Annotated in this window: 12 protein-coding genes and 1 pseudogene; 6 read left to right on the forward strand and 7 right to left on the reverse strand. The window is 68.7% G+C overall.

The window, feature by feature from the left end; all coding sequences use genetic code 11:
• Positions 1-8 precede the first annotated feature (8 nt).
• Genes ACFMRZ_RS08370 through ACFMRZ_RS08390 form a run of 5 tightly spaced genes read right to left on the reverse strand, consistent with a single transcriptional unit; the run spans position 9 to position 5,339 of the window.
• Positions 9-377 (reverse strand): hypothetical protein, encoded by a 369-nt coding sequence (locus tag ACFMRZ_RS08370; RefSeq protein WP_280271303.1) that lies wholly within the window; start codon positions 375-377, stop codon positions 9-11.
• Positions 374-1,129, reverse strand: coding sequence for an ABC transporter ATP-binding protein (locus ACFMRZ_RS08375; protein WP_400178595.1), 756 nt, complete (start codon positions 1,127-1,129; stop codon positions 374-376). The genes ACFMRZ_RS08370 and ACFMRZ_RS08375 overlap by 4 nt, the downstream gene beginning before the upstream one ends.
• Positions 1,126-1,839, reverse strand: a complete 714-nt coding sequence (locus tag ACFMRZ_RS08380) for an ABC transporter ATP-binding protein (protein ID WP_280271305.1) — start codon at positions 1,837-1,839, stop codon at positions 1,126-1,128. The genes ACFMRZ_RS08375 and ACFMRZ_RS08380 overlap by 4 nt, the downstream gene beginning before the upstream one ends.
• Positions 1,817-3,940: an ABC transporter permease gene (locus ACFMRZ_RS08385; protein WP_280271306.1), complete on the reverse strand. Its 2,124-nt coding sequence runs from the start codon at positions 3,938-3,940 to the stop codon at positions 1,817-1,819. Before ACFMRZ_RS08385 ends, ACFMRZ_RS08380 begins: the two co-directional genes overlap by 23 nt.
• A 16-nt stretch (positions 3,941-3,956) precedes the next feature.
• Positions 3,957-5,339: an ABC transporter substrate-binding protein gene (locus tag ACFMRZ_RS08390; RefSeq protein WP_400178596.1), complete on the reverse strand. Its 1,383-nt coding sequence runs from the start codon at positions 5,337-5,339 to the stop codon at positions 3,957-3,959.
• Positions 5,340-5,627: 288 nt separating this feature from the next.
• On the opposite strand from ACFMRZ_RS08390, the gene ACFMRZ_RS08395 reads away from it, so the two are divergent.
• The 4 genes from ACFMRZ_RS08395 to ACFMRZ_RS08410 all read left to right on the forward strand — a co-directional run bounded on the left by ACFMRZ_RS08395 (position 5,628) and on the right by ACFMRZ_RS08410 (position 9,255).
• Positions 5,628-6,896 (forward strand): aromatic ring-hydroxylating dioxygenase subunit alpha, encoded by a 1,269-nt coding sequence (locus ACFMRZ_RS08395; RefSeq protein WP_280271308.1) that lies wholly within the window; start codon positions 5,628-5,630, stop codon positions 6,894-6,896.
• A complete protein-coding gene (locus ACFMRZ_RS08400; RefSeq protein ID WP_400178597.1) occupies positions 6,880-7,230 on the forward strand; it encodes a hypothetical protein in 351 nt (116 codons plus the stop codon). Before ACFMRZ_RS08395 ends, ACFMRZ_RS08400 begins: the two co-directional genes overlap by 17 nt.
• 3 nt (positions 7,231-7,233) lie before the next feature.
• Positions 7,234-8,355, forward strand: coding sequence for an acyl-CoA dehydrogenase family protein (locus ACFMRZ_RS08405; protein WP_400178598.1), 1,122 nt, complete (start codon positions 7,234-7,236; stop codon positions 8,353-8,355).
• 99 nt (positions 8,356-8,454) lie between these two features.
• Entirely contained in the window at positions 8,455-9,255 is an 801-nt protein-coding gene (locus ACFMRZ_RS08410) for an acyl-CoA dehydrogenase family protein (RefSeq protein ID WP_400178599.1), read from the forward strand.
• A gap of 99 nt (positions 9,256-9,354) precedes the next feature.
• Here ACFMRZ_RS08410 and ACFMRZ_RS08415 read toward each other — a convergent pair whose 3' ends face one another.
• Together ACFMRZ_RS08415 and ACFMRZ_RS08420 are read right to left on the reverse strand one after the other, a co-directional pair.
• A complete protein-coding gene (locus ACFMRZ_RS08415; RefSeq protein ID WP_280271312.1) occupies positions 9,355-9,855 on the reverse strand; it encodes a hypothetical protein in 501 nt (166 codons plus the stop codon).
• Between the two features lie 150 nt (positions 9,856-10,005).
• Positions 10,006-10,790: pseudogene (locus tag ACFMRZ_RS08420) on the reverse strand (enoyl-CoA hydratase).
• A gap of 207 nt (positions 10,791-10,997) precedes the next feature.
• Between ACFMRZ_RS08420 and ACFMRZ_RS08425 the strand changes: the two are divergent.
• On the forward strand, positions 10,998-11,657 hold the full coding sequence (locus ACFMRZ_RS08425) for a TetR/AcrR family transcriptional regulator (RefSeq protein WP_280271314.1): 660 nt from the start codon (positions 10,998-11,000) through the stop codon (positions 11,655-11,657).
• 38 nt (positions 11,658-11,695) lie between these two features.
• Entirely contained in the window at positions 11,696-12,511 is an 816-nt protein-coding gene (locus tag ACFMRZ_RS08430; protein ID WP_400178601.1) for an acyl-CoA thioesterase, read from the forward strand.
• The last annotated feature ends 29 nt before the right edge of the window (positions 12,512-12,540 follow it).

A 12,540-nucleotide genomic window follows, 5' to 3' on the forward strand; every position in this document is an offset into this window, starting at 1 on the left:
GGCGCGGCTCAGGACGCCGAGGTGACGCCGTCGAGCCGAATCTCGCTGCCCACCACCCGGTTTCCGAGTTCGTCCAGATCGTGGGACTGCCGGGCCAGCCAGAACCGCAGGAAATTGGTCAGGGAATAGCGCAGGAACAGCGCCGCGCCCACCACGCTCGCGGCCACCCCGGCCAGCGCCAGGGTGATGGCGTCGCGCTGGGCCAGCGGGTCGGTGGTGCCGTGCGACATGAAGTACGCCAGCACCGCGATCACCGGCCCGGCCACCATGAGCACCACGCCCAGGCGCAGCCACAGTCCCGAGCGCCCGGCGGCGGGATCGGGAATCTTCAGTTCCTGCAATTCGCGGACGAACCGGTCCGCGCGTGCTTCGGTCATGTCGAACTTCCTAGGTAGAGGGCTGCCAATTCGTCGCGGATCGCATCCGGATGTCCTCGCCGCGAGACGAGGCCGCGCACCAGCACGGCGGCGTGGTCGGCGATGCCCAGCACGGCGGCGGCGAACTGCTCGACCACGAGCACCGCGACTCCCTGCCGGGCGATCTCGGCCACCTGTTCGTAGAGCTGCCCGACGACCAAGGGCGCCAAGCCCATCGAGAGTTCGTCGAGCAGCAGCACCGCGGGATCGGTGGCCAGGCCGCGGGCCAGCGCCAGCATCTGCTGTTCGCCGCCGGAGAGAGTGCCGGCGATCTGCCCGGCGCGCTTGCCGAGAATCGGGAAGCGGGCGAACGCGATCTCCTCGATCTCCGCGCGCGGGCGGCCGGTGAAGGTCATCATCAGCAGGTTGTCGCGCACGGTGAGGTTCGGGAAGACGCCGCGGCCCTCGGGAATCAGGCACACGCCCGCCCGCGCGAGGTCGCGCGGTTGCGCACCCGTCAGGTCGCGCCCGCCGAGCAGCAGCCGACCCGAGGCGATCGGGTGGATCCCCGCGATCACCTTCAGCGCGGTGGTCTTCCCGGCGCCGTTGGGCCCGAGCAACGCGACCACCTGCCCGGACGCGACCTCCAGATCCACGCCGTGCAACACCGTGATGGCGTCGTACGCGGCCCGCACCTCGCGCAGGGCGAGCAGGGTCGCACCGCCCGATTCCGTTGCGGCCGTGGATGTCCCGAGTTCGCTCTGTACGTTCATACGTCTCCCAGATAGGCCGCGAGCACGACCTCGTCCTCGCGGATCACCGCGGGCGGGCCGGAGGCGATGACCTTGCCGAGATCGAGCACGAACACCTCGTCGCACACGTTCATCACCAGGCCCATGTCGTGTTCTACGAGCAGCACCGCGGCGCCGTCGTCGGCGAGCGAGCGCAGTAGCTCACCGAAACGCTCGGTCTCGGTGTGGTCCTGGCCCGCGGCGGGCTCGTCCAGCAGGATCAGGCTCGGGCGCGCCGCGATCGCGCGTCCCACCTCCACCAGCCGGGCGGTGCCGGTGGGCAGGTCGTCGGCGGAGGTGTCGGCCACCTCTTGCAGGCCGAGCCGCTCGATGATCTCGGTGACGGTCCCGGCCGCCTGCCGCCGGTGCCGGCCGAGTTCGGCCGCGACCAGCAGGTTGTCGCGAACGGTCAAGCGCCCGAACAACTCCAGCCGCTGGAACGTGCGGGCCAGGCCGTGCCGGGAGCGCCGCGACGGCCCGAGCCGGGTGACGTCGGTCCCGCCGATGGCCACCCGCCCGGTGGTCGGTTTGCGCAGCCCGCAGATCACGTCGAACAGCGTGCTCTTGCCGGCGCCGTTGGGCCCGATCAAACCGGTCACCGCGCCGCGTTCGGCCCGCAGTCCCGCGCCGTCGAGCGCGCGGTTGCCGCCGAACACGACGGTGACATCGTCAACTTCCAGCAGCGACGGCACGATCGAGCACCTCCCCGTCCTTCGAATTCCACGGGCGCTTGATGCCCCACCACTCCACCGGCACCTCGGCCGGTCCCGGCTCCGGCCGGGTCCTGGCCCCGTGCCAGACACGGGCGGCGATCGCGGCCACCACCGCTCCCGCGGTGAACATCCAGCCGTCGATGGTGTCGATCAGGCGCAGGCCCCACAGCCCGAGCAGTACGAGAATCAGTGCGGGACCGACGATCCGGTCGCGCAGCATCGGGAACCAGTCCTTGCGCAGCGGCCCGATGGCGCCCTCGCGGAGCACGCCGCCGCCGAACGCGATGCCGCCCAGCGACGGCAGCACCTGGGCCAGGTTCTGCAAACCGGGCCACAGCACGGGAATCACGTTGAGCGGCCCCGCGAAGACAAGACCGGTGAACAGTCCCGCGCCCACGGCGCCGAGTCCGGCGATGGTCACGATCAGGAAAATCGGTAGTCCCGCAACGAGATTGAACTGGTCGGGCGCGACCGCCTGCAACTGCATCCCGTACAGCGCGCCGCCGAGTCCGGCGATGGCGGCCGACAGCGCGAACACCAGCACCCGCGCCGCGAGCAGACTGCCGCCGAGAGTGGCGTAGGCGGCCTCGCTGTCGCGCAGCGCGATCAGTCGGCGCCCGAATCGGCTGCGCCGCAATACCGCGATGCCCAGGCCCGCCACCGCCAGGCACACCGCGGCGAACACGGTGATCTCCGCGGTGGTGTTCAGTTTCCAGCCGAACAGGTCCGGACCGACCAGCGACACCGAGCCCTGATCGAACAGCGCGATCCGCACCCCGAACAGTTCGAACGACGGCAGCGTGAAGATCCACCGGTCCAGCACCACCGCGAACGCCGCCGTGGCCAGGGCCAGATACACCCCCGACAGCCGCAGCGCCGGGATGGCGACCACCGCGCCGACCACGCCCGCGATGGCCATCGCCGCGAGCAGCGCCCACCACTGGCCGTCCGGGCCGAGGTGCGAATAGGCCACCGCCCCGACCCCGGCGAGACTGAGCTGGCACAGCGAGATCTGCCCGGCGAACCCGAGCAGCGGCACGTACGACAGCGCGATCACGCCCCAGGCGAACATGGCGCCGTAGGTGATCAGGTCGGCCTCGCCGAGCATGGTCGCCAGGAACAGCCCGATCACCACGATGGTCGCGGCGAAGGCCAGCGACCCGTTGATCGTCGGCAGCGGAACGGGTTTCAGCTTGCGGTCCCGGCCGCGCAACCGGCCGTGCGGGAACATCAGCAGAGCCAGGAACAGCAGCAGCGCGGGAGCCGCCAGCCGCAGACCGGGCAGATACTCGTTCTGCGGCAGATATCCGGTCAGATAGCTCTCCATCAGGCCGACCACCACCGCGCCCGCGAAGGTCATCGGCAGATTGCGCAGGCGGCCGAAAATGGCTGCGGTGTAAGCGCTCACGATCAGCAGCGACAGTTGCGCGGCGTCCAGCGCCACGGTCGGCGCGATGAGGATGCCGCCGACCGCCGCCAGCTCGATGCCGAGGATCCAGGCGACCCGGTTGGCCCGGCCGGGATCGGCGCCGGTGAGGCCCACCAGCGCCCGGTCGTCCACGGTCGCCCGCATCTCGGCGCCGGTCCTGGTGCGGAACAACAGGATTCGCAGCGCCACCGCCACCACCACCGCGACGCTCATGGTGAGCGCCTGATGCCAGGTGATCGTCACCGCGCCGAGATCGATCGAGGACCGGTCCGCGAAGAACCGCGGTAGCGACCGCGACTTGTTGGGGTCCCAGACCCACCGCGCCAGCACGATGAGACCGCTCAGCAGCGCGATGGTCATCACCAGTTTCTCGGCGTCGCCGAGACCCTGGGTCGGCGCCAGGGCCTTGCCGAACACCAAGCCGAACAGCGGCGCGAAGATCAGCAGCACCACGACGATCGCGATCGGCACCGGCCAGCCCCACCCGATGGTCAACTGCCAGTACACGAACGCCGAGATCATGCCCGCCGCGCCGTGCGCGAAGTTGAACACGCCGGTCGTGGTGTAGGTGAGCACCAGCCCGCTGCCGATCACGGCATAGATCGCCGCGGTGCTGAGACCGACGATCCCGAAGGCGAGGAACTGCTCCATCAGTGCGACAGCTCCGTCACTTCAGATCGGTCATGCTCTTGCCGACATCGGCGAGGGTGGTCGGCTTGCCGAAGTCCCGGGTGTACTTGTACGCGGTGAAACCGCAACGGAACACGCCGTTGTTGGGCTTGAAGTCGGCGGTCTCCCAGCCGTCGGCGGTGGCCTTCTGCACGTTGAAGCAGCGGGTCTGCTCGGCCAGCGGCTTGGACAGGTCGACGGGCGCCTGCAGACCGCCGCCGGTCCACGCGGTCTCGGCGGCCGCGGCGTTGTATACGCAAGCGCGAGTGAGGTTGTCGCCACAGCCGCTGGCGGACTTGGCGAACAGCAGCCACGACTGGAAGGCGCGCAGCACCTGGAAGGTGATGTCGGCGTCGGGCGCATACTGCTTGAACAGATCCTTCAGCTGTTGCACCGCGGGCACTTTCGCGGCCGCGTCCAGCGGGGCGGTGCCGCTCATGTCGAGCACGTTGTTCTGGGTGCCCAGCGAACTCTTGACCGCGTCGAGGAACATGTCGTTGTAGGAGTTGGCGTTCGCGTCGATCCAGTCCAGCTTGTAGTTCATGCTGGTCAACGTGTCTTCGAGCTTGGCCAGGTAGCGGAAGTCACCGAAGAAGATCAGGCCCTTGACGTTGTTGGACTTGATCGCCTGCGCGTACGGCGTCCAGTCCGCGACGCCCGCGATCGGGTACAGCTCGTTGTAGACGATCTTCGCGCCCGCGGCGGTGAGCGATTCGCCCATCTTGTCGCCCATGACCTTGGTGATGGGCGAGTCGCCGTTGATCATGCCGACCGCGCCGGCCGAACCCGGGTAGGCCTCCTTGATCAGCCAATCCTGGAAACCGGTGTACGGGTTCACCGGCTCCGAGGCCGAGGAGCCCGAGCCCAGTTGCAGGTCCGAGCCGGTGTTGGAGGTCTGGGTGACCTGCGCGGGGAACTCCGGCAGCAGACACGACAGCCGGTCCTTCACGCCCAGGCCGTCGAGGGCGGCGCTGCCGCCGACGAGGAAGAAGTCCTCACGGCAGGCGTCCAGCATGCGCTGGCGCACCTCCATCAGCTTGGTGTCGCGCAGCTTGTTGACGATCTTGCGCCCGTTGATGCCGCCCGCCGCGTTGCACCAGGAGGTGAACACCTTGGCGGCGTCGACGAAGTCGGGGTTCTTCGTGAAGCCGATGTCGGAGAACATCCCGACCTGGATCTCACTCGCCGTCACGCCCTGCGCGGAAGCGGTTTTCGCGCTTCCCGGCCCGCAGACGCCGGTCAGGTCGCCGAAGTTGCCCGACGCGGCGGCAGTGCCCGAGCCGCCCTCCTCGGTCCCGCGACTGCCGCCCTCTCGGGCGCAGCCGGACGCTACCAGGAGCGCGAGCGCCAGTAAGGCGACGATTATGCGCTGCGGTTTCACCGTGGTTCCTCCTCCGTGAGCCGCCCGAAAGGGGCTCTGTCACCGGTTTGGAAACTATCTTCTCAGAATTGGATAATCAATACACCCGGTTTGGAGAGTGTGATCCTCGCGGGCTCCGGCGGGTGGGCCGTTGACACGATGGCAGCCGCATGGAAACCTAATAGCCGAATATGAGAATGTGATTCTCGTAAGCACGCCCGGAGGGCCACCGGCATCCGGGCCGGCTCGGCCCGCCGGCCCGTCTACCGACACCTTCGGCGCACCAGCCGGACTACGAAAGGTAATCCGTTGGCACACTTCACCAAACCGGCCGCCGGGAGCTGGACCCAGAACTACCCGGAACTGGGCACCGAGCCGGTCGACTACACCGACTCCATCGACCCCGCCTTCTACGAGGACGAGCGCCAGGCGATCTTCCGCAAGAACTGGCTCAACGTCGGGCGCGTGAACCGGCTGCCCCGCGCGGGCAGCTACTTCACCAAGGAGCTGGCCTGCGTCGGCACCTCGCTCATCATCGTCAAGGACACCAAGGGCGTGGTGCGGGCGTTCCACAACATCTGCCGGCACCGCGGCAACAAGCTGGTCTGGGACGACTACCCGGGCGAGGAGACCGCCGGCACCTGCCGCCAGTTCACCTGCAAGTACCACGCCTGGCGCTACAGCCTCGAGGGCGAGCTGACCTTCGTCCAGCAGGAGAAGGAATTCTTCGACCTCGACTCCGACAAGTTCGGCCTCAAGCCCGTGCGCTGCGAGGTGTGGGAGGGGTTCATCTTCGTCAATCTCGACGAGCACGCCAAGCCGCTCACCGAGTACCTGGGCGGATTCGCCAAGGGCCTGGAGGGCTACCCGTTCGAGCAGATGACCGAGGTGTTCAGCTACCGCGCCGACATCGGCAGCAACTGGAAGCTGTTCATCGACGCGTTCGCCGAGTTCTATCACGCGCCGATCCTGCACATGAAGCAGGCGGTCAAGGACGAGGCCGACAAGCTGGCCAACGTCGGCTACGAGGCGCTGCACTACGAGATCGACGCGCCGCACTCGATGGTGTCGTCCTGGGGCGGCATGGCCCCGCCCAAGGACCCGAACATGGTCAAGCCGATCGAGCGGGTGCTGCGCAGCGGGCTGTTCGGCCCGTGGGACAAGCCCGACATCGAGGGGCTCGACCCGATGCCCGAGGGCATCAACCCCGCGCGCCACCGAGCTTGGGGCGTGGACGAATTCGAGTTCTTCCCGAACTTCTCACTGCTGTTCTGGGCGCCCGGCTGGTACCTCACCTACCACTACTGGCCGACCGCGGTGGACCGGCACATCTTCGAGGCGAGCCTGTACTTCGTGCCCGCCCGCAACGCCCGCGAGCGGCTCGCCCAGGAACTGGCCGCGGTCACCTTCAAGGAGTACGCGCTACAGGACGCGAACACCCTGGAGGCGACCCAGACCATGATCGCCACCCGCGAGGTCACCGAGTTCCCGCTCAACGATCAGGAGATCCTGCTCCGCCACCTGCACAAGACCGCCCAGCGAATCGTCGAGGAGTACCGCAATGGCAGCGCAAAGTAACGGCACCGGACCGCAGCTCCCCGCGGAGTTCGCCGAGTGGTCGCGGTTCTCCGACTGGATCCTGCCCACCGAGCCGGAGCGCTACCAGAAGCGGCTCGCCTCCTCGATGGCGGAGATGCAGGACCTCTACGACACGGTGTTCCCGCGTCTCGAGGCCGCGATGGCGTTCTGCGACAAATACGAATGGGGCGATCTGCCCGACGAGGCGCGCAACCTGTTCCACCTGCTGCAGTCGCTGGTGATGGTGTCGTTCCCGGTCGAGGTGTGGAAGCAGCCGCGGGTGCCCGACTCCGGCGCGGCCTACCTCGACATCGTCCGCGAGCCGGTGGTCTGAGCAGTGACGGCGCCGGGCACGACGACCGGCCCGGACGAGCAGATCGCCCGATTCCGGTCGGGCCTGCGCGACTGGCTGGACGCGAACGACCTGACGCCCGGCCCGGACCACTCGCTGGACGGGCAGGTCGAGCAGTTGCTGCGGGTGCGGCGCGCGCTGTACGCCGCGGACTGGATGCGTTACGGCTGGCCCGCCGAGGTGAACGGACTCGGCGGGCCCGCCGCCCTGCGCGCGGTGCTGGGTGAGGAGGTCGCCTCCCGCGACCTCGCCGAACCCGGCATCTACTCGATGATCGAGGTGCTCGCGCCCACGATGATCAGCTACGCGCGACCGGAGCTGGCGGCGGCCATGGTGCCGCTGCTGCTGTCCGGGCGCGAGCAGTGGTGCCAGGGCTTCTCCGAGCCGGGGTCGGGCAGCGACCTCGCCTCGCTGAGCACCAAAGCCGTACCCCGCGACGGTGATTGGGTGATCAGCGGGCAGAAGGTGTGGACCAGTCTGGCCCAGTACGCCGCGCGCTGCGTGCTGCTCACCCGCACCGGCCCGGGCCACGACGGGATCACCGCCTTCTTCGTCGACATGGACTCCCCCGGCATCACCGTGCGGCCGCTGCGCACCATGCACGGCGTCGACGAGTTCGCCGAGGTGTTCTTCGACGACGTGGTGGTCCCGGGCGACCGCATGCTCGGCCGGCCCGGCGACGGCTGGCGGGTGGCGATGGATCTGCTGCCCTACGAGCGCTCTACGTGTTTCTGGCATCGGATCGCGTACCTGTTCACCCGGCTGGACCAGGTGCTGGAACAGACCACCGAGCCCGACGACGCCGAGCTGGGCGCGGCGTACCTGGCACTGCACACGGTCCGCTGCCGCTCCCACGCCACCCAGCGCCGCCTCGCCGCGGGCGCCCGGCTGGGCGCGGAGACCTCGATCGACAAGGTGCTGCTGGCGACCGCCGAACAACGACTGTTCGACACCGCCCGCGACTTGCTCCCCGGCGCAGTGGAATTCACCGACCCCCACTGGCGCACCGAGTACCTCTACTCCCGCGCCGCCACCATCTACGGCGGCACCGCCGAGATCCAGCGCAACATCATCGCCCGCCGCCTCCTGGACCTGGGCAAGGAGTGAGCGGCCGATGCCATCTTGCCGTCATCGGCCATGTCGGAATGACGAACGGCCTACCACTGCAATCCCTCTGGGCGAGGCACTAGCGGACGAGGAGTGCGCATGACCGATCTCGACGCGGGCGAACTGGATCTGCTCGCCGATGCGCTGCGCAAGGCGATGACCACCGGCAGCGCCGCCGAACTCGATGACGCGCTGGGCGAGTTGGGGTGGGCGGAGTTGCTCGTCGAGCTGCCCGATGTCGCTGTGCCGCTGGTGTTCCGGCTGCTCGGCGAGACCGGGGCGCACGCTGCCGTACTCGACGACGTCGTCCGGCAAGCCGCCGAATGGACTGAGCCACAACCCATCCCGCTGCCGTTCTCCGGTGGCACGTGGGTGATGTGGGATCGGGCGGCCGAACCTGGCTCCGCCGTGGACGAAGAACTGCCGCTGCGAACCGTCGATTCCGGCGCCGAACTCCCGGCCGCCGCGCTGGCCGCCGGACGCCGCGCCCTCGGCTGGTGGCTGCTCGGCACCGGGCACGCCATGCTGGCCCTCGCCCGCCGACACGCCCTGGAACGCAAGCAGTTCGGCCGTCCGATCGCCTCGTTCCAGGCCATCCGGCACCGCCTCGCCGAAACCCTCGTAGCACTGGAGGGCGCCGAAGCCGCCCTCACCCACGCCGACACCGATCTGGGCGCCCTCCTGGCCAAGGCCGCCGCGGGCCGGGCGGCACTCACCGCCGCCCGCCACTGCCAACAGGTCCTCGGCGGCATCGGCTTCACCGCCGAACACGACCTGCACCGCCACATCCGCCGCACCCTGGTCCTGGACGGCCTACTAGGCAGCACAAGGGAACTCACCCGTGCCGCAGGCGCCCACATCCGCACGTCGCGATCCGCCCCCCGCCTCGCCCAACTCTGAAGCCGCACATCCGCTGACGAGGGGCTACCGCGGCGACATGGAGAAGTCCGGTGCCGGAAAGGGTTGCGGCACCGGACTTTCGGTTCCCGGGTAAGGGGTTCAGCAGGCCGGGGAGGTACCGCCCTGGATCGCCAGCAGGGCGCAGAAGGTGGCGGTGGCGACCTTCCACTTGCCGGCTTCCCGCACCGCCTGGCCGGTCTGGTCGGGCAGCATCGGGTTGCCGCCGATCAGCAGCGTGTAGGTGACGTCGGCGTGATCGGCGTCCACCGGCTTCACCGCGGCCACGGTCACGGTGGTGCCCTGCGCCTGCGGGTTGGCCGCCTGCGCGTCCAGGATCGGGCGGAAGACATCGCCGTTCTGTACCACCGCGGCCTTGTCCTGCGGCGGCGTGGTGCCGGCGAAGAAGGTCGTGTAGACGTCGGTGACGGCCTTGGTCGTGGCCGGATCCGCTTGGGCCGCCGCCGAACTGGTCGCCGCGGCCGACGTGGACGACGACGCGTCGGTGGATTCGTCGTCGGACCCACAGCCGGTCAGCGCTACGGCCGCGACGAGGGTCGCGCCGCAACAGATCGCGGCCCGGCGAAGGATGGAATCGCGCATGGATTTCCTCGTTTCGAAAGGGAACAGCGGTGGCGCCGGGAGCGTGTCCGCCCGGAGCGCCGGTGGTCCCGTACGGCCACCGTGCCCCTGCGCGAGGCGAGACGGACCGTGCGGGTGCTGCCGGTCGCCCGGCAGACGATGTCGCCGGATCTACTCGGTCTTCGCCTTCATCTCGTCCAGCGCGGCCAGGATCGGGTAGCCGCTCACGCTCAGCGCGTTGCCGTGCCCGGTCTGGTGCACGTCGAACACCGATTGGATCGCGGCGTAGAACCCTTGCACATCCAGCGTCTGATTGACCGCGCGCTTGGCTTGGCGCAACCCGAACGGCGGCATCGTCGCGATCCGCTCGGCCAGCGCCCTGGTCTGCTCGTCGAGTTCCGCGCGCGGCACGACCTGATTCACCATGCCGACCTGCCGGGCCTCCTCGGCGGTCACCGAGCGCCCGGTGAACAGGATCTCCTTCGCCTTGCGCGGCCCGCTTCCCAAGTGTGCCCGTGGTATTCGACGCCGCCGATGCCCATCATCACCACCGGATCGGAGAATTTCGCGTCGTCGGCGGCCACGATGAGATCGCACGGCCAGCACAGCAGCAGGCCGCCCGCGATACACCGCCCCTGCACCGCCGCGATCGACGGTTTCGGGATATTGCGCCAGCGCAGCGAATATTCCAGGTAGCGGCGGGCCTCGGTCTCGTAGATGAGCTGCAGGGTGATCTTGGTGATGTCCGCGCCGCCGGTGGCCCGCATGTCGTGGCCGGAGGAGAAGTGCTTGCCCTCCGCCCGCAGCACGATCACCGACACGTCCTCGTCCTCGGCGGCGCGCACCCAGGCGGCGTCCAGTTCGTCCAGCAACTCCCGGTTCTGCGCGTTGGCCGCTTCGGGCCGGTCGAGTGTGATGGTGGCGATCCGATCGGCGGCCTCGTAGCGGATGTACACGTCGAGCTCCTCAACTCCGGGAAACGCCGGGTCGGCAGGACTGTGCGCCGGCCGCGGTCATCGGGTGAGGCGAGAATAACATTCTCATGTCAGGAAAGGTAAGTCTCCCAGAAGGAGATTGCTTTAGTTCCGAACCGACCTTGAACATGTCGTTCTCCGGTACAGTACATTCATGTTCTCTTCAAATGACCGAGAACCGGGGCGCCGGTGACCACGCCGAGCGAGAAGCCCGCCTGGAAGCAGCGCGCCGTCGAGCGCTCGCTGCGCACCGCCAAGCTGCGCGCCGAGCAGCGCGTACAGCGGTTCCTCGACGCCGCCCAGGCCATCATCACAGAGAAGGGCACCACCGACTTCACCGTGCAGGAGGTGGTGGACCGCTCGCGGCAGTCCCTGCGCAGCTTCTACATGCAGTTCGACGGCAAACACGAACTGCTGCTCGCGCTGTTCGAGGACGCCCTCGGCCGCACCGCCGACCAGTTGCGCGCCACCGCCGACGGGCAGACCGAACCCCTAGAGAAGCTGCGGGTGGCCGTGGAGCTGCTCTTCGAATTGTGCCGCCCCGACCCCGCGGCCCGGCGCCCGCTGTTCACCGATTTCGCGCCGCAGCTGCTGCTCTCGCACCCCGGACACGTCAAGGTCGCGCACGTGCCGATGCTGTCGCTGTTCACCGAGCTGATGGACAAGGCCAAGGCCGCCGGTCAGCTGCGCGCGGATATCAACTCCCGTCGGACATCGGCCATGCTGATGCAGACCGTGATGTTCATCGCGCAGTCCGCCGGCAGCTCCGCCGAGGAGACCCAGCACCCGATCACGGCGGCCGAGGCGTGGGATTTCTGCGCGCACGGCTTCGCTCGTCACGGAGAATAATATTCTCGTCTAGCGAGAATTGTCTTACACTCGGTGCCATGCCCGATTTGTGGAGTGATCTCGTCAGCAGCCTCGATCTGAGCGCGGCATCGTCCACCGAGGACGCCGACGCCGTATTCGAGGGCCGCAACCTGAACCTGGCCTACCACCGCGTGTTCGGCGGCCAGCTACTCGCCCAGTTCGCGCGAGCGGCCGCGGCAGGCGTTCCGGACAAAGAGATCAAGTCGCTGCACGCGATCTTCGTGCGCGAGGGCAGCGCCGACGAACCGATCCGGTACCGAGTGCACCGCCATCACGCCGGGCGTTCCTTCGCCACCGTCTCGGTCGTCGCCGAACAGTCCAAGGGCGTGGTGGCGACCGCGTCGGTCTCGCTGCACACTCCCGAGCAGGGTCCGGACCGGCAGACCGTACCCGCCGCGCCCGCTCTGCTGTCGGGCGAGCACAAGGTGCAGTGGGATCTGCTCCCGTGGGAGACCCGGGCCGTCGTAGATCTCGAGGACTTCGGCTCCGCCCCACCGGATTTCGAGTTCTGGATGCGCACGCCGGAGGCCGACCCCGCGCTGGCGCCCGCGATCGCCGCCTACGCCACCGACCTCACCCTGATCGGCACGGCCCTGCTACCGCAAGAGGGCTTCACCCAAAGCGGCAACGGCACAGCCTTCCTCTCCGCCGTCACCTCCCACACCCTCTGGTTCCACCGCACCTTCCGCACCGACGACTGGCTCCTACTCCGCCAGCACAGCCCCCTCCTCGCCCACGCCCGCGCCTACGGCCGCGGCGACATCCTCACCGAAAACGGCACCCTCGTCGCCTCCTACGCCCAGGAAGCCATGGTCCGCCTCCCCGAGCAGTAGGCGTTCCCGCGCCCGCATACCCTGCTCCC

It is taken from the genome of Nocardia sp. N2S4-5, from assembly GCF_044628355.1.
Lineage (GTDB): Bacteria > Actinomycetota > Actinomycetes > Mycobacteriales > Mycobacteriaceae > Nocardia > Nocardia wallacei_B.

Excerpts from the sequence above, each read along its gene's own strand:
- ACFMRZ_RS08370 (WP_280271303.1), bottom strand. The coding sequence starts at position 377 with ATGACCGAAGCACGCGCGGACCGGTTCGTCCGCGAATTGCAGGAACTG.
- ACFMRZ_RS08375 (WP_400178595.1), bottom strand. The coding sequence starts at position 1,129 with ATGAACGTACAGAGCGAACTCGGGACATCCACGGCCGCAACGGAATCG.
- ACFMRZ_RS08385 (WP_280271306.1), bottom strand. The coding sequence starts at position 3,940 with ATGGAGCAGTTCCTCGCCTTCGGGATCGTCGGTCTCAGCACCGCGGCG.
- ACFMRZ_RS08400 (WP_400178597.1), top strand. The coding sequence starts at position 6,880 with ATGGCAGCGCAAAGTAACGGCACCGGACCGCAGCTCCCCGCGGAGTTC.
- ACFMRZ_RS08410 (WP_400178599.1), top strand. The coding sequence starts at position 8,455 with ATGACCGATCTCGACGCGGGCGAACTGGATCTGCTCGCCGATGCGCTG.
- ACFMRZ_RS08415 (WP_280271312.1), bottom strand. The coding sequence starts at position 9,855 with ATGCGCGATTCCATCCTTCGCCGGGCCGCGATCTGTTGCGGCGCGACC.
- ACFMRZ_RS08430 (WP_400178601.1), top strand. The coding sequence starts at position 11,696 with ATGCCCGATTTGTGGAGTGATCTCGTCAGCAGCCTCGATCTGAGCGCG.